Raw genomic sequence first — 19,051 nt, forward strand, 5'->3', positions numbered from 1 at the left:
TTCGCGCGGCGTCTCAGGCCGCAGCCTGTTCGATCCAGCTTTCGGCGCGTTCCTCCGTCACTTCGGCGGCTTCCGCGACGGTCTCGACGTCGGCGTACGCGAGGTCGTCGAGCGTAGTGATGTCCGCATCCTCGAGACGCTCGCGGTACATCGAGTCGAGGCCGTCGACGAGTTCGAGTCGGCGCTCGAACGTCCGCTCACGGTTCGCCGACTCCGGCGAGTCGCGTCGTCGCTGGAGCGTTCCGGTGTCCGACCGCGATCGGTCGGCAGCGCTCTTCGTCGACTGGTGCTCGGAAGACGGCTTCGGTGGCTCTATCGATTCAGCAGCCTCGACGGGATCGGGAGTCACCGCCCGGAACAGTTCGAGCCCCTGGCGCTGGAGTGCCGTCTGCCCGCGGAGCGCGCTCAGTGCGATTCTGTTGACGTCCCGCTGGACTGCGAGTCCGTCCTCGAGCAGTTGCTGGCTCTGTGCGATCGCCGTTTGCTGCGCATCGAGCATCGCCCTGACCGGCGACTCGACATCACCTCGCTCCCCGCGGCTTCGATTCGCCTCGTCGGTCACGGATTCGTTCGTCGCCGCCGGCTCGTCAGTATGCTGATCGAGCACCGGCTCCGCCCCGAGAGCCGCGTGACTCGTCGACTCCATCGAACGAGGGGCGGCCGCGTCGGACGTCGTCTCGGTGTCAGTTTGCGGACCCGGGAACGCGTCGGCGTCGACTGCGGCGCCTTTCTCGGAGTCCGTCTCCGCCGCCGGTTCGACGTCGACTCCCTGATCCAGTTCCTCGACGAGGTCCATCTCCTCGGTCGGCTGCTCGCCCACATCGCGGTCGGACGTCGCCGACGGCGCGTCCTCCTCGATCGCGTCGAAATCGACGCCTCGTTCGAGTTCGTCGGCGAGATCCATCTCCTCGGTTTCGGGCCGCTCCGGCGATCCCTCCGACCGGTCCGCTTCCGACACGAGGTCGCTCCCGCGGGATAGCTCGTCAGCCGCGTCTCTCTCCGCAGTTCGCTCCGAGGCGTCGCTCTCGGCGTCGACCGACTCGAGATCGGTGCCGCGATCCAGTTCGTCGGCGAGGTCCATCCCTTCGGTCTCGCGCTCCGCGTCTTCGACGACCTCGGACTCTGTGTCCGTGGCGTCCCCGTCGTACTCGGGTTCCGCGTCGTCAGTATCCTCGTCCGTCTCGAACGCTTCGTCACCCTGCGACTCGTCGATTACGTCCATCGATTCCGCGTCTCCGGAGCTCCCGCTCCGGCCCAGTTCGTCCGGTTCACTTCGTTCCGCGGCTTCTGCTCTCTCCGCGGTCGAGTCCGACTCCGAGGTGTCGCGGTGCTCCTCACTCGTTGCCAGTTCCTCAGGTACGTCCGTCATCTCGGCCGTCTCACCGCCCGCAGTTTCGGTCGCCTCGTCGATCGCGTCACGCACCTCACTCTCTGCCGGCGGCTCGACCTCGGGTCCGCGGTTCAGTTCGTCCTCGAGATCCTGCTCGGTCGCGGTCGTCTCCGGGGAAGGGTCCGCCGTCTCGTCCGGTTTCCGTCGTTCTCCGCCCTCGAGGCGGTCGATTTCCGGACCTCGAGTCGAAGCCTCGTCGGACTCGAGCCCCGCGCCGCGGGCCGTTTCGTCCGGTACGTCGCCCGTGGGTCCCGACTCGTCGGCCGCGGGTCCCGCCGCTTCGTCCGCTTCCAGCGGCTCCGTCCCGAGGTGAATTACCTCATCGGTGATCTCGTCGACTGCATCCGCCCGGACCGAGACGGCTTCCCGCGTTCGCGTCCACCCGAGCGTCGCCCGGATCGAGTCCATCACGCCCGCCCTGGGTTCGACTTGCGCAACGTCGCCCTCGACCGCCGTAACGGTCCCGATAGTTTCCCCGTTCGCGTCCTCGACGGTCTTCTCGAGGTCGTCGTCCGTAAACTGTGCACTCATGATCGGAGCTAGCATCTCTCCGAGACAAGCGTATGCTGCCTGCATCCGCGGGGACGATCGCGGTGGTGCAACCGTCGGTTCGGTACCGTCCGAAACCGGCTGTCGGATCGTCACGGAAGAAGCGAAACGGAGCGGTCAGTAGATGAGTTCGTCGTCGTTCTCGACCATGTACAGCGTTCGCGCGGCGATGTTCACCGCGTGGTCGCCGACTCGCTCGAGGTCGCGGATCGTCAGGAGGAGTCGGGAGACGTCCTGGAGCACCTGTTCGATCTCGTCGGGTGAGTCGAGTTCGCGCTCGATGAGGTCCCGGACGACGATTCCGCTCGCCCGCTCCGCGAACTGATCGACGTCGTCGTCGCGGACGGCGAGCTCCCGGCAGCCGTCGGTGTCCTCGGTATCGTAGGCGATCATCGCGTCCTCGACCATCTCGAGGGTGAGTTCGCCCATCGCCTGTACGTCGACGTCGGGGAACCGGTCGTGTTTGGCCTCGTGCGTGTACTCGCCGAGGTTGACCGCGAGGTCGCCGATCCGTTCTAAGTCGGTGATGATCTTGAACGTCGAGGCGATCAGCCGCAGGTCGCTCGCGACGGGCTGTTGGAGCGCCAGCAGTTCGATGCAGTCCTGCTCGAGGTCGAGATACAGCTGATTGACCTCGCTGTCGCCCTCCATCACTTCGTTGGCGAGCTCCTCGTCTTTCTGCTCCAGAGCGTCGAGCCCCATGCGGAGTCGCTCCATGACGACCTCGCTCATGTAGAGGACGTCCTCGCGGAGCGCCGTCAGTTTCTCCTGATACGACTTTCTGGCCATACCTCACACACTTCTCCCCTTCTTGATGTAGCTTGCGCCTGATAGCGTTTTTGTGTCGATCCGTTCAGCGGACGACGGCAGATGATTGGTGAACCACTCATCTTCTTGCCAGGGCACCCAATATCTGTCACCTGATCTGCGACAGCCTGTTCAGGACGTCAGGAGGACCTCGTGCCGCCCAACTCTCGGTCGTCGGACCGTTCGAGCATCTCGGATGGGGCGTCTCGCTGTGAACGGTACCGAGTTCCAAGTGGCGCCGAATTGGGGGCCGACCGCTGATCTCGGGCGGTGGTGGCCGACTTCATCTCCGATTACGTCGAAATCTCGCGCTCGTTGATTCACGACCTCGAGCCCCGCTTCCGAACCGCCGTTTCTGTCCACCCCGGTGAAGTTGCCGACTATCGTCTCGAAACGGAGGTGCGGATCAACTCGCGCCCTATCCGTAATATCGCGCTACAGTTCGAAAGCGTCCGCCCCATTTTACACTCGAAACACCGGCTATCGGATATGGATACGACCCTCCACCGCCGCCGGATTCTACAGGCGGAGCAGGCCGAGTGCCTCGGGGCTTGACCCCGAGGCGGTTCACCGCTGACGGCGAGATCTCGCGGACGGATACCGAGTAAGTCGTCCGTCTCGGAACGGCGAATAGAATCTTACTCCGAGGCTGGTATCGTACCCGATCGAACACGGCGTGGGTTCTGGTCGCAACTGCGACTCCGACCGAGATCGAAAAAGTCGACACCCCGCCGACTCAGCCGAACTTGCCGGTGATGTAGTCTTCGACCCGATCGCTCTGGGGGTTCTCGAAGATCTTGTTGGTGTCGTCGAACTCGACGAGGTTGCCGCCGGTGAGGAAGACGGCCGTCTTGTCGGAGATTCGAGCCGCCTGCTGCATGTTGTGAGTGACGATCGCGACCGTGTACTCCTCGGCCAGGTCCTCGATGAGGTCCTCGATCTTCGAGGTCGCGACCGGGTCCAGCGCCGAAGCCGGTTCGTCCATCAGGATGACCTCCGGGTCGGTCGCGATCGCCCGAGCGATACAGAGGCGCTGTTGCTGCCCGCCCGAGAGGTCGAGTCCGCTCTCGTCTAACTGGTCTTCGACCTCTTCGAGCAGTGCAGCCCGCTCGAGCGCCGTGTAGACCTTCTCCTCGACGTTGTCGTCCTTGCCCTGGACGCGGAGACCGTAGGCGACGTTGTCGAAGATACTCTTTGGGAACGGATTCGGTTTCTGGAAGACCATACCGATCTTTCGGCGGAGGGCGACGGGGTCGACGTCCTCGTCGTAGATGTTCTTCCCGTGGAAGTAGAGGTCGCCTTCGACGCGAGCGACGTCGATGAGGTCGTTCATCCGGTTGATCGAGCGCAGGAAGGTGGACTTGCCACAGCCCGAAGGGCCGATGAGCGCCGTCACCTGCTTCTCGGGGATGTCCATGGAGACGCTCCGAAGCGCCTGGTCGTCGCCGTAGAAGACGTCGAGGTCGCGCACTTCGAGGATCGTCTTCTCGCGGGATTCGCCGATTCGATCGGCGGGGCTGGCGGTAGTCGACGTCGGCACGGTTCGCTGATCGTCGGTCTGTTCCGTCTCGAGGGAAACCTGTCGTGTCATTGTCCGTTCTTCCGCTGATACTTATTTCGGATGAGGATCGCGATCGAGTTGATCGACAGCAGGATGACCAGCAGCGTCACCACGCCGGCCGCGACGACGCCGTACTGGAACTCCATCTCGGGTCGATCCGCCCACGTGAAGATCTGCATGGGCATGGCGCTGATCTTGCTGAACAAGCTGTTGGGAACGCCGAATACCGCGGTCGGAGCGCCGATCATGATCAGCGGGGCCGTCTCGCCGATCGCGCGCCCGAGCGCCAGGATCGTTCCGGTGAGGATCCCAGGCATCGCCCGCGGCAGGATGACGTTGCGGATCGTCTGCCACTTCGTCGCACCCATCCCGTAGCTGGCTTGCCGCTGGGAGTCGGGAACCGAGCGGATCGCCTCCTGAGCCGAGATGATGACGATCGGCAGGATGAGCAGCGAGACGGTAAAGCCCGCGACCAGCAGCGTCCCGAATCCGATGTTTAGCAGACCCACGAACAGCCCGAGTCCGAGCAGTCCGTAGACGACGGACGGGACGCCGGCGAGGTTCGCGATGTTGAGCTGGATGAACCGCGTGAGGTAGCCGTCACTGGCGTACTCCTCGAGGTAGATCGCCGCGCCGACACCCAGCGGAAACGTGATCAGCGCGATTACGATCATGAGCGCGATCGAGCCGACGATCGCCGGGAAGAATCCGGCGTCGTACGGATCGCTGAAGCTCGGCGGGTTCGTGAGGAACTGCCAGTTGAGCCACGGGCTGTACTCGGGCTCGAACAGTGCGAGCGCGTCGACGAGGACGTTCAGCAGTAACACGGCGAGCGCGACGATTCCGACCAGCGCCGCCGCGAGGGTGAGCCACCGGAACGCCACGTCCTTCGTTCGACTCACGCGGCCGAAGTTCGATTCCGACGCGTCGACCGGGTCCGAGCGTTCGGTTTCGGACGACATTAGCGGTACACCTCCCGGTAGCGCGACGAAACCCACTCGCTGATAAGATTCATGGCAAAGGTAATGACGAACAGCGTCAGCCCGACCGCGAAGAGGCTCTTATACTCCGTCGATTCGCCGATGACGTCGCTGGCCCCGATCTGGACCATCGCGGCGGTCATCGTCTGGACCGACTCGAGGAACATCCCGCCGGGATCGGTCAGGTCGATCATACGCGAGGTCTGCCCGGCGGCGATCGCGACGATCATCGTCTCGCCGATCGCCCGCGAGAGCGCGAGGATGTACGAGGAGAGGATCCCCGACAGCGCCGACGGCACGACGACGGACGTCGAGACGGTGAAATTCGTCGCCCCGAGGCCGTAGCTCGCCTGGCGTAGCGAGTCGGGAACCGCGCTCATCGCGTCCTCGCTGATCGAGGAGACCATCGGAATGATCATGATCCCGACCATGATCGACGCCGAAAGCGCGTTGAACGTCCCGAGTGGAAGGATCCGGTCGAGTACCGGCGTGATGTACACTAGCGCGAAGTAGCCGTACACCACCGTCGGTACGCCCGCGAGAACCTCAAGGGCGGGTTTGAGGTACGCCCGTCGGCGGTCAGTGGCGTACTCGCTCAGATAAATCGCCGTCAGCAGCCCGATCGGGAGGGCGATCAGCGCCGAGCCGAGCGTGATGATCAGCGTGCCCGATATCAGCGGCCACACGCCGTATACCTCGTTTTCGGGCGTCCACGTCGTCCCCGTAAAGAATTCGACGGGGGAGACCGCCGCGAAGAAGTCGACGGCGTCATACAGCAGCGTCGCGACGATCGCGACCGTGGTGAGAATCGAGAGGAACGCACACAGTGCGAAGAACACCTTGAACGCGGCGCCGCGAGCCGATCTGGCTCCGTCGTGTGTGAGATCGGGCGCGCTCATTCGTCGGTCACCTCCTCAATCGCGTCCTCGAATCGTTCGAGGTTCTCGTCGCGCACCTCCTCGGTAACCGGGACGTAGCCGACCTCGTTGACGAGATCGGTCGACGACTGCTCGAGGTAAAAACGGACGAAGTCTCGAACTTCGGGCCGCGCCAGCGACTGTTTCGCGACGTAGATGAAAAGCGGCCGGGACAGCGGCGTGTACTCTTCTTTCTTCGCCGTCTCGAGCGACGGCTCGACGCAGCCGTTTCCGTCGTCGATTCCGAGGGCCTTGATCTCCTCCGGATTCTCGTCGTAGTACGCGAACCCGAAGTAGCCGACCGCGAACTCGTTACCCTGTACCCCCTGTACGATCGTCCGGTCGCGCTCGGTTGCGTGGTAATCGGTTCGGTGGGTCGCGTCCTCGCCGAGGACCGCCTCGACGAAGTAGTCGTACGTTCCCGAGGTCGTGTCCGCGCCGAAAAACTCGATCTCCTCGTCGGGCCACTCGTCGCGGACGTCGCTCCACCGTTCGGCGCCGTCGGCGCGCCATAGTTCGCGGAGCTCTTCGATAGTGAGACAGTCGATCCAGTCGGCCTCGGGACTGACGACGACGGTCAGCGCGTCCGTCGCGACCGTGAACTCGATCGGCGTGACTTCGTTATCTCCGCACTGTTCCACTTCGGGATCGGCTATCTCGCGGCTGGCGTTGTTGATGTCCGTCATGCCCGGACAGAAGAAGTTCGAGAAGCCGCCGCCGGTCCCCGTTTGGCTGATCGAGACGGTAACGTCCTCTCGATCCTTCGAGAACGTCGACGAAACGACCTCGGTGATCGGGAATACCGTCGAACTGCCGGCGATGTTCACCTCTTTCGCCCTATTCGAGACCGAAGCAACGCAGCCGGACAGTCCGGTTACCCCTGTGATGGCCGTCCCGGCCAAGAAGTGCCGTCGTCCGAGTTCGAACGACGGTGGTCCGGTGGTGTCTTTCGACATCACTAGAGGAACGCTAACTGCCGGATAAGTACCCTACTATGATAGATATATAGACGAATATAGATCGGGCGGACAGTTAATCGTGATCGAGACTACGCCGTTATCAGCCAAAAGTAGCCGAGTAACACCACGATACGGCCCGAGAGAGATACAGAGGGGCTCAAATACCGTGGGTGTGATGAGACTGTCAAGTCGTCCGCAATATGGTATATAGAATAACTCGTGAGTACGGTAGCCGTCGCTCGCCGTCCCGAAACTCCGTATACCTCGACATTCAGATAACAGACGAAAAAGCCGAACCGATAGCAGGACCGCATACCATACGAAACCGACCTGATCCACCGTCGCGACGGCGACGTTCGAACGACCGAGTCGGTTTCGCTCGATCGTTCGGTCGTTATCCGAACTTGCCGGTGATGTAGTCTTCGACCCGATCGCTCTGGGGGTTCTCGAAGATCTTGTTGGTGTCGTCGAACTCGACGAGGTTGCCGCCGGTGAGGAAGACGGCCGTCTTGTCGGAGATTCGAGCCGCCTGCTGCATGTTGTGAGTGACGATCGCGACCGTGTACTCCTCGGCCAGGTCCTCGATGAGGTCCTCGATCTTCGAGGTCGCGACCGGGTCCAGCGCCGAAGCCGGTTCGTCCATCAGGATGACCTCCGGGTCGGTCGCGATCGCCCGAGCGATACAGAGACGCTGCTGTTGGCCGCCCGAGAGGTCGAGTCCGCTCTCGTCTAACTGGTCTTCGACCTCCTCGAGCAGTGCAGCCCGCTCGAGGGCGGTGTGAACCTGCTCGTCGAGGTCGTCGTCCTTGCCCTGGACGCGGAGGCCGTAGGCGACGTTGTCGTAGATGCTCTTCGGGAACGGGTTGGGTTTCTGGAAGACCATGCCGATCTTTCGGCGGAGGGCGACGGGGTCGACGTCCTCGTCGTAGATGTTCTTCCCGTGGAAGTAGAGGTCGCCCTCGACGCGGGCGACGTCGATGAGGTCGTTCATCCGGTTGATCGAGCGCAGGAAGGTGGACTTGCCACACCCCGAAGGGCCGATGAGCGCCGTCACCTGCTTCTCGGGGATGTCCATATTGATCCCGTTCAGGGCCTGCGTGTCGCCGTAGAAGACGTCGAGATCCCGGGCCTCGATGAGGGCGTCGTCGACCCGGGGCGAACCCAGCGGCCTGTCGGCACTCGACATTTCGACGCCGGTCGTTGATCCCGTTGCGGTCGTTGATCCCGTTGCGGTCGTCGATCCCCCTTCAGTTCCCGGACTCTCGACCGCCTCGGATTCGCTGGTGTTCGCAGTCATACCAGTTGTGTTGGCATTGGCTCTGAGCAAGTTACCTGTTGTGAAACGCTCGCGACCAGGGTTGATCGACGCGAGCGTCGATTTCAGCCCGTCGAACCGGCCGTTCGTCTCGTCACCCATTACGTAGTTCGAGCGACGGGGCGCCTAAATACCATACTATGTCTTCTATATAGTGCTATAGTCTCCCGCGGCCGATCGGAGGCCGACGACACGGAGCACCGGCTACTCGAGGAGATCGATCGAGAATCAGCGACGGGTCGAGAACTACGTCCGCCGGTCGTACTTGTTTCTGATGAAGATCGCGACCGCGTTCATCAGCAGCAAGATCGTCAGGAGGACCACGATCCCGGCCGCAGTCACGTGCTGGAACTCCGCCTCGGGGAGCGTCGCCCACTCGAAGATCTGCATCGGCATGGCGCTGAAGGCGCCGGTGGGGCTGTACGGCGGGCGGAACATCATCGTCGCCGCCCCGACCATCAGGATGGGGGCCGTCTCGCCGATCGCGCGCGAGAGCGAGAGGATAATCCCCGTCATGATTCCCGGAACCGCTTCCGGGAGGACGACGTTGCGGATCGTCTGCCACTTCGTGGCGCCCGCGCCGTAGGATGCACGACGCATCGAGTCGGGGACGGCTCGAAGCGCCTCCTGGGAGGAGACGATGACGATCGGTAGGATGAGCAGTGTCAGCGTCAGCGCGCCCGCGATGAGGCTGCTTCCCATCTGCAGGGCGCGAGCGAACATCGCCAGCCCGAGCAGCCCGTAGACGATCGACGGAACGCCGGCGAGGTTCGAGATGTTCGCTTCGATGAAGCTCGTAAACCGGGTATCGGGAGCGTACTCCTCGAGATAGATCGCCGCTCCGACGCCGAGGAACAGCGTGAACACGGCAGTGAGCGCGATCAAGTAAATCGAGCCGATAAGCGCGGGGTAGATTCCACCCGGACCGGTCTCGAGACCGCCGTAGTTCGCGGGATTATAGTTCTCGATAAGGTTCGACGGGGGGTAGGTCAGGAACTCTATCGTGAGCCACCCCCACGCCTCGTAAGCGACGTCGGCGAGCAGCGCGATCAGGGCGACGATGCCGACCATCGTCGCGGCGAGACACGCGCCGAGGAACACTTTGCCGAGCAGTCGCTTTCGTCGAATCGCCGAGCCGTCGAACTCGTACTTGGATCGGGTCGTATCCGTACTCATTGGTACTCCTCCCGGTATCGGGACCGGACCCACATGCTGAAGATATTCATCGAGAAAGTCATGATAAACAGCGTTAAGCCGACCGCGAACAGGCTCTGGTAACCGATCGAACCGACCGAGACGTCACCGGTCCCGATCTGTACCATGTACGCGGTCATCGTCTGAATCGGTTCGAACGGGTTCGTAGTGATCTGCGGAAGCATCCCCGCTGCGAGCGAGACGGCCATCGTCTCGCCGATCGCTCGCGAGATCGCGAGGATGTACGCGGCGACGACCCCGGATATCGACGCGGGAAAGACCACCTGCGTCGAGACCTCGAGCCGCGTCGCGCCGAGCCCGTAAGCGGCCTGCCGGAGGTCGTCGGGAACGGAACTCATCGCGTCCTCCGAGAGCGAGGACACCATCGGGATGATCATGATCCCGACGACGATCGCCCCTGCAGCGGCGTTGAACGTTCCCGTTTCGGGGTAGATCCGCTGGAGGATCGGCGTGATAAACGACAGCGCGAAGAATCCGTAGACGATCGTCGGGACTCCCGCGAGGACCTCGAGAACGGGCTTTACCGTCCGTCGTACCTGCGGATCGGCGTACTCAGAGAGGTAGATCGCGGTCAACGTCCCGACCGGCAGCGCGATCAGTGCCGATCCGGCGGTGATCAACAGTGTTCCGTAGATCAGCGGGAGGACGCCGTAACTTCGCGGTCGGATACGCGGCGACCAGTTCGTGCCGGTGAGGAACTCGACCAGCGACACGTGGGAGAAGAAGTCCATCGATCCTTCGATAAGGACGAGGATGATCGCGACGGTCGTGATCACCGAAAGGGACGCACACGCGAAGAAGACGTAGCGAGCCACCCGGTCCCCGATCGTGCCGACGTCGTTACTACCTCGAGAGAGGTCTATCCGTTCTTGGGTCATTCGTATTCCTCGATTCGCTCTTCGAGTTTCTCGCGCTGTGCTTCGATCGTCTCGTCCGGGATCGCGTAGTAGCCGACTTCTCGCGCCGTCTCCTGCGTATTATCGAGATAGAAGCGAGTGAACTCGCGAACTTCCTCTCGCTCGAGTTCCCGCAGCCGGATGTAGATGTACATCGGCCGGGACAGCGGCGTGTACTCGTTGGTCTCGATCGACTCCTCGGTCGGCTTCACGCAGCCGTCGCCGTCGTCGACGGCGACCAGTTTCAGATCGTCCTCGTTCTCGTAGTAGTAACCGGCGCCGCCGAACCCGATCGCGTCCTTGTTACCGCTGACGCCGCGAACGATGACGTTCGTGTCCGGCGTTCCCGTGTAGTCCGAGCGGATGTTCCCCGCCTCACCGTTGATCGCCTCGGTGAAGTAGTCGAAGGTGCCGGAGGCGGAGTCCCGGCCGTAGAGATCGATCTCCTCGTCCGGCCACGAATCGTCCAGATCGCTCCAGGTCTCGACGTCCGATCCCGACTCCCACAGCTGATTCAGTTCGTCGACGGTGAGGCAATCGACCCAGTCGTTCTGGGGATTTACGAAAACCGCGAGTCCGTCCATGACGACCTCGAGTTCGAGCCACTCGACGCCGTTCGCCGAACACTGCTCCCGTTCGTCGTCCGTGATCTCGCGGCTCGCATCCTGTATTGTGCTCTCACCGGCACAGAACCGCTGGAAGCCGGCGCCCGTCCCGGAACCGCGGACCGGAATGCGAACGCGGTTGTTCTCCCACATGAACCGCTCCGCGACTGCGGCGCTGTTCGGGAGCAACGTGTCGCTTCCGTCGATAATGATCTCACCTTCGAGGCCGCTATCTTCGCCGCGAACGAGACAGCCCGACAGCCCCGTCAACCCCGCACCGACGGTACCGAGCAGTACCTGACGGCGCGAGAGCGCGCCACCAGAACCAGATCCCGGATCAGTTCCCATCAGTGCACTCTATAGAAGATCGCATCTAAGTACTCTACTATGTTTTCTATATATCCCTATGTTCTAGACCAGTTCCCAGTGTGTCCAGTTCCGCCTACGCGGGTGAGAGGTCGCCCGACGAATCCGGTCTCCAGGAACGCGTATTCGTCGCCAGCTCTATAGAGTGATGGCATTTATACGCACCCGGTCGAAATCGCGCGTATGGAGACCCGCAAGGTCCAGGTGACGGGCGGCTCTACGTTCACCGTCTCGCTTCCGAAGACCTGGGCGACCGACAACGGCGTTAGCGCCGGCACGACCGTCGAGTGTTATCCGGAGGACGACTCGCTGTTGCTCACACCGACCAGCAAGACGGATCGCCAGGAGGGAACTCTCGACGTCTCGGATCTCGAGGGCGAGCGGCTCACCCGCGCGGTGATGACGATGTACGTCAGCGGCTTCGACATCATCCGCCTCGAGGCGACCCGTATCACGACCGACCAGCGCCGAGCGATCCGCGACGCGACCCAGAGTCTGGTCGGCGTCGAGGTCTTAGAGGAGACGACCGACAGCGTCGTCATCCAGGACCTGCTCGACTCCTCGGAGCTGTCGATCGTCAACGCCGTCTCTCGGATGCGTCTGATCGCCCAATCGATGCTCGAGGACGCCGTCACCGCGCTGATCGAGAACGACGACGACATCGCCCACGACGTCATCCAGCGCGACGACGACGTCGACCGACTCTGGCTCGTCGTCTCCCGCATCTTCCGGGCGACCCTGCGCTCGCCGCGAGCCGCCGAGGAGCTGGGCGTCCTCCGCGAGGACTGCTTCGACTACCACTCGAGCGCCCGCCAGCTCGAGCGCGTCGCCGATCACGCCGCCAAGATCAGCAACCTCGCGCTCAAACTCGAGGAGATTCCGGAGCCCGTCGCCGAGGGGCTCGTCGCGCTCCACGAGGACGCCTTCGACATCCTCGAGAAGTCGATGGACGCGCTGTTCGCCGACGAGACCGACGAGGCGAACCGGCTCGGCCACGCCGCCCGCGAGGCGATCCTCGAGATCGATCAGCACACCCGGGAGATCGACGACAAGCTTCGGGGTCTCGATCCCGCACAGGCCCAGTCGCTGGGACTGATCGTCGACTCGCTTTCCCGGAGCGCCGACTACGGCGGGAACATCGCCGAGACGGCGCTCCAGAAGGCCGCACCGCGACCCTGAACTCTCGGGGCTGTCGTCTCTCGATCGGGCGCTGTAGCGACTCCGACCGGTCTCAATCGCCCGAGGGCCGTTCGATCGGCGGGGAGCTCGTTTCAGTCGGTACCGTAACCGGTTTTCGACCGTATCGGCCGCGGCTCCTGACGAACCACGAGGCGTACGGACGGCTCAATAGTACAACTAGCAATCGCCTTATGACGATTCCTCGTCGGACGACGTGTGGCACTCAGTGCCAGATCGATCATGCATAGACGCTCCAGCGGTGACGACGAGCCAGTCCGAGAGCAACGGACCGATCCCGAATCCGCGGCTTCGACGCCGCCAGCGCTCGAGGCCGACGTCGTTACATACGAAACCCGACCGGATCGGCAGACGATCTACCCGTCCGACTGCACGGAGGATCGGAAGCTGACGGCGTGGCTGAGCGCGAACACGAGCGCGTTCGTCGATCTCGGAGACCGCCGCTGATCCGACCGCGCGATTCGCGAGGCCATCGCTGTCAGGATTCGAGAAGCGGTCGAAAACGGTTCGTCGGCGAATCGGCGATTACTCGAGAAGAACGGCGTTGACCTGACCGCTCTGGCCGGGTCGGGACGTGACGCGTGCCTTCCCTTCGGAGGTTTCGACGACTGCGCCCTTCGTGATGATGTTTCGGCGGACGTAGTTCGGGTTGGCGTCGTTTTCGACGACGTCCTCGATCTCGGCGGTGACCGTCTCGTCACCGTCGTTGACGCTCGCCACGTTGGTCGCGAGTGCACGGGTCTTCGTGCCCTTGCCGCGGACGTCGACGATCCGGAAACGGGGCTCGCCGACCTGCGTCTCCGTCGGCAGTCGACCGATTTCGGACTTTCGGCGTTTTCGGACGTTCTTCAGTCGGCCTCCGGTTCGCTTGCGCGTCGAGTTGCCCTGGTTTTGCATACTCGGATAACGTTCTGGCGGATACTTGAATGCACGCTTTCACGCCGACCTTTTTCCGTTCGGGTAGCTCACTACGTTCACCACCTCTCTCTGCTCGCGAGCGCGAAGCGCTCGTTCACGGGTCACTCCGTTCCACGTTCTCATCGCGGTTCTCGCTCACGCCGTTCGCTCCGAACCGCGCACCGTTCGCACGGCTCGCGGGACCTCCGGTCCCGCGCTAACGCAAAAAATCTCGACCAAAAAGAGCCGCTCACTCACTCCGTTCGTTCGCGGTACTACTCGTGAGTTACTCGGTTCACTCATCTTCGACGAGACAGTAGGCGTGACCCGGCGCCTCGAGGATCGTCTCCTCGTCGTCGTCCCAGTAGTTCGAGAAGACGCCGCGCTCGGCGTAGTAGATCCGGCCGTCGTGGAGAACCGGCGCGCTCGTGACGTGGCCGCGGTTCTCGACCCGCCAGCGGCGCTCGCCGGTTTCCTTGTCGAGCGCGTACAGGTGCGAGTCGTAGGAGCCGACGAGGATCGTCTCGGCGGTGGCCGTCAGCGCGCCGATGATCGACCCGTTGACGTCCGTTGACCACAACTCCTCGCCGGAGTCGCAGTCGAGGGCGTAGACGTGGTCGTCGTTGCTTCCGGTGTAGACGACGTTTTCCTCGGGATCCAGCGCCGGGTTGGCCATGATTCGCCCGTCCGTCTCGAACGCCCACTCCTCGCCGCCGTCCTCGAGGTCCAGACAGTAGAAGTGTTCGTCCCAGGAGCCGAAGTAGCCGTACCCGTCGTGGGCCGCGATCGTTCCCTTGATCTCCGCGCCGAGGTTGAACTCGCCGTCGGCCTTCGACTCGCCATCGGGACCGTCCTCGCCGCCGGTCTGGAACTCCCAGGCGAACTCGAGGGAAGGGAACTTCCAGCAGTAGACGGCGCCGTCGTTCGATCCGGCGCAGATCCGGCCCGTCTCGAGGTCCACCGTCGGGGAGGGATGGGCCTGCCCCCAGATCCGGTCGTCGCTCCAGGTCGGGTCGCCGGTTTCGGCGTCGAGCGTCCAGAGCGCACCCGAGGAGGGACTGCCGTACTCCGCGATGACGTAGAGCGTGCCGTCGTAGTAGACGGGACTCGAACCGATCGCCAGCGTGTTCTCGAGGTCGCCGGATCGCGTTCGCCAGACGATGTCGCCGGTCTCGACGTCGAGCGCGTACATGTCGCCGTCGTAGCCGCCGACGTAGGCGGTCCCGTCGACGATGGCCGGCGAGCCGTGGAATCCGAGATCGGTCGCGCCGGTCCTGGTCGCCCAGCGGAGCTCGCCGGACGGCTCGACGGCGTGAACCCAGCCCGTGTCGCCCGCGATCACGATCGTCTCCCCGTCGGGCGTCGGGAGCGGACTCGACTTCGCCGCAGCGTGGCCGACGTTGTTGATCGGGAACGACCAGTTGACGCTGACGGCGTCCGGAACGACCTCGTCCGGGAAGTAGCCGAGTCGACGCAGTCCGCGACGGAACATCGTTACGTCGTCGTCCGGATGGGTCACGTACTCCGAGACGGTATCGGCGACGCCGTCGGACGAATCGGACGTCCTGTCGGGCCCGGACTCGTCGTCCGTCGGTTCCCACAGGGTACAGCCGGCGAGTCCGGTGGCTGCGGCGACGCCGGCTGCGCGGAGAAACGTCCGTCGGATACGACCGCCATCGGCGGATCGGAGGGTATGAGGTTCATCTGACATACGGCGAGACTCTGCCGGAACTCGAGCGGTGAGTCGATAAAAGAATCCCGATGTCCGTCGAATTCCGTGACAGTTCGGTTTCGAAACCGGTCGCTCGCTACTCGTTCTGGGCGTCGACCACCGCGACGCCCGCCAGGTTGACGATGTCCTTGACCTCGTCGCCCCGCTGGAGGACGTGAACCGGTTTGTCCATGCCGACGAGCATCGGTCCGATCGCCTCCGCGCCGCCGAGGCGCTGGAGCAGTTTGTAGCCGATGTTGCCCGCCTCGAGGTTCGGGAAGACCAGCACGTTCGCGGGCTCTTCGAGTTCCGAGAAGCCGTACGTGCCTTCGAGAATGTCCTCGACGACGGCGGTGTCGGCTTGCATCTCCCCGTCGACGGGGAAGTCGACTTCGGGATCGTTCTGGAGGAGTTTCGCGGCCCGGCGGGGCTTGCGAGTGCCCTCGTTGTCGACGCTGCCGAAGTTCGAGTACGACAGGAGGGCCGCCCGAGGTTCGACGTTGAACCGGCGGGCGAGCATCCCGGTCTGTTTCGTCACCTCCGCCAGGACGTCCTCGTCGGGCGACTGGTTCACCGTGGCGTCGGCGATGAAGACCACGCGGTTCTTGAACGTGAGCATGTAGACGCCGGCGGCGTAGTCGACGTCCTCCGCGGTGCCGACGACCTGTAGCGGCGGACGAAGCGCCGAAGGGTAGTGGTGGGAGAGGCCGGTCAGGAGCGCGTCGGCGTCGCCCTGTTCGACCATCACGCTGCCGAAGTAGTTCGAGTCGCGCTCGACGAGTTCGCCAGCCTCGGTCCGCGTGATGCCTTTCCGCTGGCGCAGTTCGTGGAGTCGATCGGCGTACTCCTCGTAGTCACCGACGGCCGGGTCGGCGACCTGCGGTTCGAAGTCCAGTCCGAGATTCGCGGCCGTCTGTCGGATCTCGCTCTCGTCGCCGATGAGGATCGGCATGGCGATCCCCTGCTCCTCGATCTGGTAGGCCGCCCGGATCATCTTCTCGTTTTCGCCCTCCGCGAGCGCGACCCGCTGGGGATCGCTCTTGGCCTTGTTCAGGACGACTCGCATCATCTCGCGGGATTTGCCCAGGCGAGCCTCGAGTTCCTCCTCGTACTCCTCGAGGTCGATCTCGGTTCGGGCGGCGCCGGACTCCATCGCGGCTTCGGCGACCGTCGGAGCGACCCGAAACAGCACGCGCGGATCGACCGGCTTCGGGATGATGTACTCGGGGCCGTATTGAAGGGGTTCGTCCCCGTAGGCCTTGACGACGGCGTCGGGGACGTCCTCGCGAGCGAGGTCGGCGAGCGCCCTGGCGCAGGCGACTTTCATCTCCTCGTTGATCTCGGTGGCTCGAACGTCGAGCGCCCCGCGGAAGATGAAGGGGAAGCCGAGCACGTTGTTGACCTGGTTCGGGTAGTCGGAGCGTCCGGTCGCCATGATGACGTCGTCGTCGCGGGCCGACTTGGCCTCCTCGTAGCCGATCTCGGGATCGGGGTTCGCCATCGCGAAGATGATCGGATTGTCGCCCATCGACTGAACCATCTCCTGGCTGACGAGGCCGCCGATCGAGAGACCGACGAAGACGTCCGCACCCGCCATCGCGTCCGCGAGGTCGCCTCCCGAAGCGTCGCGAGCGAACTCTCGTTTGTACTCGTTGACGTCTCCGGCTTCGGCGCGTCTTTGCGTAATGATCCCGGAGGAGTCACACATCGTGATGTTCTCCTTCCGGCAGCCGAGCGAGACGTAGAACCGAGCCGTCGCGATGGCGCTCGCGCCGGCTCCCGAGAAGACGATCTCGAGGTCCTCGAGGTTCTTCTCCGCGATATCGGCGGCGTTGACGAGCGCGGCGCCGGAGATGATGGCGGTGCCGTGCTGGTCGTCGTGGAAGACCGGGATGTCCATCTCCTCGCCCAGCCGTTCCTCGATGGTGAAACACTCCGGGGCCTTGATGTCCTCCAGGTTGATCCCGCCGAACGTCGGCTCCATCATCTTCACGGCGCGGATCAACTCGTCCGGGTCGGCCTCGTCGAGTTCGATGTCGAAGACGTCGATGTCCGCGAACCGTTTGAACAGGACGCCCTTCCCCTCCATCACCGGCTTCGAGGCCTGCGCGCCGATGTCACCGAGACCTAACACGGCGGAGCCGTTCGAGACGACGCCGACGAGGTTTCCCTTCGCCGTGTACGTGTAGGCATCCGTCTCGTCCGCGTCGATTTCCATACACGGCGCGGCGACGCCCGGCGAGTACGCGAGCGACAGATCGCGCTGCGTATTCGTCGGTTTCGTGGTCGATATTTCGATCTTTCCGGGGGGGTCCGTCCGATGGTACTCCAGCGAATCCTCGTCAAGTCCCATACCGATGGCACTGTGGGGGGAATACTAAAAACAATGTGAAAGAGGGGTTCGACGGTCGTCGAAATAGTCGTTCAGACGTAACGGCCGATTGCGTCCACGGAGTCGACCGTTTTATACGCACCGCGCCAGTGAGATGGGGTATGGACGTCGCGCTTGGTGGGACGTTCGACCCCGTTCACGACGGCCACCGTCGGCTGTTCGAACGGGCGTTCGAACTCGGAGACGTGACCGTGGGACTAACGAGTGACGGACTCGCACCGCAGACTCGCCACGTCGATCGGCACGTCAAATCGTTCGACGAACGAACGCAGGCTCTCGAGGAGGAACTCGAGCCACTCGCGAGCGAACACGACCGCGAGTTCGAGATTCGTCCGCTGGAGGAACCGACGGGAATCGCGACGGAGCCGCAGTTCGAGTATCTGGTCGTCTCGCCGGAGACCCTCGAGGGTGGTAAACGCATCAACGAGATTCGCCACGAGCGCGGGCACGATCTCCTCGAGATCGTCGTCGTTCCGCACGTCCTCGCCGCCGACGACGAGATCATCTCGAGTACCCGGATCGTCAACGGCGAGATCGACGAGCACGGGAACGTTCTCGAGGCGGACGCCGAAACGGGTCAGCAGGATCCCGACTGACCGACCGGACGGTTCATCAGCCACTGTTCGTTCAGCCTGACTGCCAGTTTGTGGTCACGTTTACGACCGTCGGCACTGTTTTCGTCCGCGTATCGTTCACTTACGCGGACGCAGGATCGGAATGCCTCGCTGAAACGATTACCAGCGCGGTGGCTCGAGCCCGGCGTCCTCGAGCAGGGCCTTCCACCGGGACTGAATCGAGAGTCGAGAGACGTTCGCGGCGTCCGCGACTGCACCTTGCGTTCGGCCGTCGCCGGCGACGAGTGAACCGGCGTAGAGGCTGGCTGCGAGCAGCGCTCGCTTCGAACGGTCAGCCTCTGGGACGTCCGTCAGGAAGAGTTCCGTAGCACACGACCGCGCCTCGCTCGACAGCTCCAGCCGGTCGGCAGCCTGTTCGAGTTTCTCGAGCCAGGGTTCGTATTCAATGCGATCCCGGGCGCTATGCATACGACGAGGTATCGCTCCATCCGGGATAAATCCACGGTCCGCGTCAGTGTCTCGAGCGCGAGCCAGTAATCGCGGGCCGATTCGATCGTCTCACCGCCCAATACTGGGCTAGGAACGGCAACATTCAGCTACGAACGACTCAGCAAACCGGCCGTTCACCCGCGATTTCACTAGGATACAACTACTAAAGCCCCAAACCACCGAACCCAGGATTGACGTCCGTCGCTCCGACGAGGCCGGCGGTTCGCGTT

Annotated in this window: 17 protein-coding genes; 3 read left to right on the plus strand and 14 right to left on the minus strand. The window is 63.4% G+C overall.

Annotated features, from left to right (window positions below; translation table 11 throughout):
- Positions 1–13: 13 nt before the first annotated feature.
- From NED97_RS12065 to NED97_RS12110, 10 genes are all read right to left on the minus strand, one after another.
- Positions 14–1,921, minus strand: coding sequence for a helix-hairpin-helix domain-containing protein (locus tag NED97_RS12065; protein WP_252487284.1), 1,908 nt, complete (start codon positions 1,919–1,921; stop codon positions 14–16).
- A 135-nt stretch (positions 1,922–2,056) separates the two neighbouring features.
- Positions 2,057–2,728 carry a phosphate signaling complex protein PhoU gene (gene phoU / locus NED97_RS12070; RefSeq protein WP_252487285.1) on the minus strand — a complete coding sequence of 224 codons (672 nt, stop codon included), beginning with the start codon at positions 2,726–2,728 and terminating at the stop codon, positions 2,057–2,059.
- 754 nt (positions 2,729–3,482) lie between these two features.
- Complete coding sequence (pstB, locus tag NED97_RS12075) at positions 3,483–4,337, minus strand: phosphate ABC transporter ATP-binding protein PstB (protein WP_252487286.1); 855 nt, start codon at positions 4,335–4,337, stop codon at positions 3,483–3,485.
- Complete coding sequence (gene pstA / locus NED97_RS12080; protein WP_252487287.1) at positions 4,334–5,269, minus strand: phosphate ABC transporter permease PstA; 936 nt, start codon at positions 5,267–5,269, stop codon at positions 4,334–4,336. The genes pstB (NED97_RS12075) and pstA (NED97_RS12080) overlap by 4 nt, the downstream gene beginning before the upstream one ends.
- Positions 5,269–6,186 carry a phosphate ABC transporter permease subunit PstC gene (gene pstC, locus NED97_RS12085; RefSeq protein ID WP_252487288.1) on the minus strand — a complete coding sequence of 306 codons (918 nt, stop codon included), beginning with the start codon at positions 6,184–6,186 and terminating at the stop codon, positions 5,269–5,271. The genes pstA (NED97_RS12080) and pstC (NED97_RS12085) overlap by 1 nt, the downstream gene beginning before the upstream one ends.
- Positions 6,183–7,160: a PstS family phosphate ABC transporter substrate-binding protein gene (locus NED97_RS12090; protein ID WP_252487289.1), complete on the minus strand. Its 978-nt coding sequence runs from the start codon at positions 7,158–7,160 to the stop codon at positions 6,183–6,185. The genes pstC (NED97_RS12085) and NED97_RS12090 overlap by 4 nt, the downstream gene beginning before the upstream one ends.
- Before the next feature lie 397 nt (positions 7,161–7,557).
- Positions 7,558–8,349, minus strand: coding sequence for a phosphate ABC transporter ATP-binding protein PstB (gene pstB, locus NED97_RS12095; RefSeq protein ID WP_252490619.1), 792 nt, complete (start codon positions 8,347–8,349; stop codon positions 7,558–7,560).
- A gap of 375 nt (positions 8,350–8,724) precedes the next feature.
- The gene (gene pstA, locus NED97_RS12100) at positions 8,725–9,654 is read right to left on the minus strand and encodes a phosphate ABC transporter permease PstA (protein WP_252487290.1); all 930 of its coding nucleotides are present in this window, start codon (positions 9,652–9,654) and stop codon (positions 8,725–8,727) included.
- The gene (pstC, locus tag NED97_RS12105; RefSeq protein ID WP_252487291.1) at positions 9,651–10,571 is read right to left on the minus strand and encodes a phosphate ABC transporter permease subunit PstC; all 921 of its coding nucleotides are present in this window, start codon (positions 10,569–10,571) and stop codon (positions 9,651–9,653) included. The genes pstA (NED97_RS12100) and pstC (NED97_RS12105) overlap by 4 nt, the downstream gene beginning before the upstream one ends.
- Positions 10,568–11,542, minus strand: a complete 975-nt coding sequence (locus tag NED97_RS12110; RefSeq protein ID WP_252487292.1) for a PstS family phosphate ABC transporter substrate-binding protein — start codon at positions 11,540–11,542, stop codon at positions 10,568–10,570. The genes pstC (NED97_RS12105) and NED97_RS12110 overlap by 4 nt, the downstream gene beginning before the upstream one ends.
- A 201-nt stretch (positions 11,543–11,743) precedes the next feature.
- Here NED97_RS12110 and NED97_RS12115 point away from each other — a divergent pair, with 201 nt between their 5' ends.
- Positions 11,744–12,739: a phosphate uptake regulator PhoU gene (locus tag NED97_RS12115; RefSeq protein ID WP_252487293.1), complete on the plus strand. Its 996-nt coding sequence runs from the start codon at positions 11,744–11,746 to the stop codon at positions 12,737–12,739.
- A 216-nt stretch (positions 12,740–12,955) separates the two neighbouring features.
- Complete coding sequence (locus NED97_RS12120) at positions 12,956–13,204, plus strand: DUF7511 domain-containing protein (RefSeq protein ID WP_252487294.1); 249 nt, start codon at positions 12,956–12,958, stop codon at positions 13,202–13,204.
- Between the two features lie 78 nt (positions 13,205–13,282).
- On the opposite strand, the gene NED97_RS12125 is transcribed toward NED97_RS12120, so the two are convergent.
- The 3 genes from NED97_RS12125 to NED97_RS12135 all read right to left on the minus strand — a co-directional run bounded on the left by NED97_RS12125 (position 13,283) and on the right by NED97_RS12135 (position 17,718).
- A complete protein-coding gene (locus NED97_RS12125; protein WP_252487295.1) occupies positions 13,283–13,654 on the minus strand; it encodes a 30S ribosomal protein S8e in 372 nt (123 codons plus the stop codon).
- Positions 13,655–13,949: 295 nt separating this feature from the next.
- Positions 13,950–15,365, minus strand: a complete 1,416-nt coding sequence (locus tag NED97_RS12130; RefSeq protein ID WP_252487296.1) for an outer membrane protein assembly factor BamB family protein — start codon at positions 15,363–15,365, stop codon at positions 13,950–13,952.
- Positions 15,366–15,462: 97 nt separating this feature from the next.
- On the minus strand, positions 15,463–17,718 hold the full coding sequence (locus NED97_RS12135) for an NADP-dependent malic enzyme (protein ID WP_252487297.1): 2,256 nt from the start codon (positions 17,716–17,718) through the stop codon (positions 15,463–15,465).
- A 140-nt stretch (positions 17,719–17,858) separates the two neighbouring features.
- Here NED97_RS12135 and NED97_RS12140 point away from each other — a divergent pair, with 140 nt between their 5' ends.
- Positions 17,859–18,353, plus strand: a complete 495-nt coding sequence (locus tag NED97_RS12140; protein ID WP_252487298.1) for a phosphopantetheine adenylyltransferase — start codon at positions 17,859–17,861, stop codon at positions 18,351–18,353.
- Positions 18,354–18,491: 138 nt separating this feature from the next.
- Here the strand turns inward: NED97_RS12140 and NED97_RS12145 are convergent, their stop codons facing one another.
- Positions 18,492–18,800 (minus strand): transcription initiation factor IIB family protein, encoded by a 309-nt coding sequence (locus NED97_RS12145; RefSeq protein ID WP_252487299.1) that lies wholly within the window; start codon positions 18,798–18,800, stop codon positions 18,492–18,494.
- Between the last annotated feature and the right edge of the window lie 251 nt (positions 18,801–19,051).

Source organism: Natronococcus sp. CG52, from assembly GCF_023913515.1.
Lineage (GTDB): Archaea > Halobacteriota > Halobacteria > Halobacteriales > Natrialbaceae > Natronococcus > Natronococcus zhouii.

Coding starts and splice junctions, on each gene's coding strand:
- NED97_RS12135 (WP_252487297.1), bottom strand. CDS start 17,718: ATGGGACTTGACGAGGATTCGCTGGAGTACCATCGGACGGACCCCCCC.
- NED97_RS12125 (WP_252487295.1), bottom strand. CDS start 13,654: ATGCAAAACCAGGGCAACTCGACGCGCAAGCGAACCGGAGGCCGACTG.
- NED97_RS12145 (WP_252487299.1), bottom strand. CDS start 18,800: ATGCATAGCGCCCGGGATCGCATTGAATACGAACCCTGGCTCGAGAAA.
- pstB (WP_252487286.1), bottom strand. CDS start 4,337: ATGACACGACAGGTTTCCCTCGAGACGGAACAGACCGACGATCAGCGA.
- pstC (WP_252487288.1), bottom strand. CDS start 6,186: ATGAGCGCGCCCGATCTCACACACGACGGAGCCAGATCGGCTCGCGGC.
- NED97_RS12110 (WP_252487292.1), bottom strand. CDS start 11,542: ATGGGAACTGATCCGGGATCTGGTTCTGGTGGCGCGCTCTCGCGCCGT.
- pstB (WP_252490619.1), bottom strand. CDS start 8,349: ATGTCGAGTGCCGACAGGCCGCTGGGTTCGCCCCGGGTCGACGACGCC.
- pstA (WP_252487290.1), bottom strand. CDS start 9,654: ATGAGTACGGATACGACCCGATCCAAGTACGAGTTCGACGGCTCGGCG.
- NED97_RS12130 (WP_252487296.1), bottom strand. CDS start 15,365: ATGTCAGATGAACCTCATACCCTCCGATCCGCCGATGGCGGTCGTATC.
- phoU (WP_252487285.1), bottom strand. CDS start 2,728: ATGGCCAGAAAGTCGTATCAGGAGAAACTGACGGCGCTCCGCGAGGAC.
- NED97_RS12065 (WP_252487284.1), bottom strand. CDS start 1,921: ATGAGTGCACAGTTTACGGACGACGACCTCGAGAAGACCGTCGAGGAC.
- NED97_RS12140 (WP_252487298.1), top strand. CDS start 17,859: ATGGACGTCGCGCTTGGTGGGACGTTCGACCCCGTTCACGACGGCCAC.
- NED97_RS12090 (WP_252487289.1), bottom strand. CDS start 7,160: ATGTCGAAAGACACCACCGGACCACCGTCGTTCGAACTCGGACGACGG.
- NED97_RS12115 (WP_252487293.1), top strand. CDS start 11,744: ATGGAGACCCGCAAGGTCCAGGTGACGGGCGGCTCTACGTTCACCGTC.
- pstC (WP_252487291.1), bottom strand. CDS start 10,571: ATGACCCAAGAACGGATAGACCTCTCTCGAGGTAGTAACGACGTCGGC.
- pstA (WP_252487287.1), bottom strand. CDS start 5,269: ATGTCGTCCGAAACCGAACGCTCGGACCCGGTCGACGCGTCGGAATCG.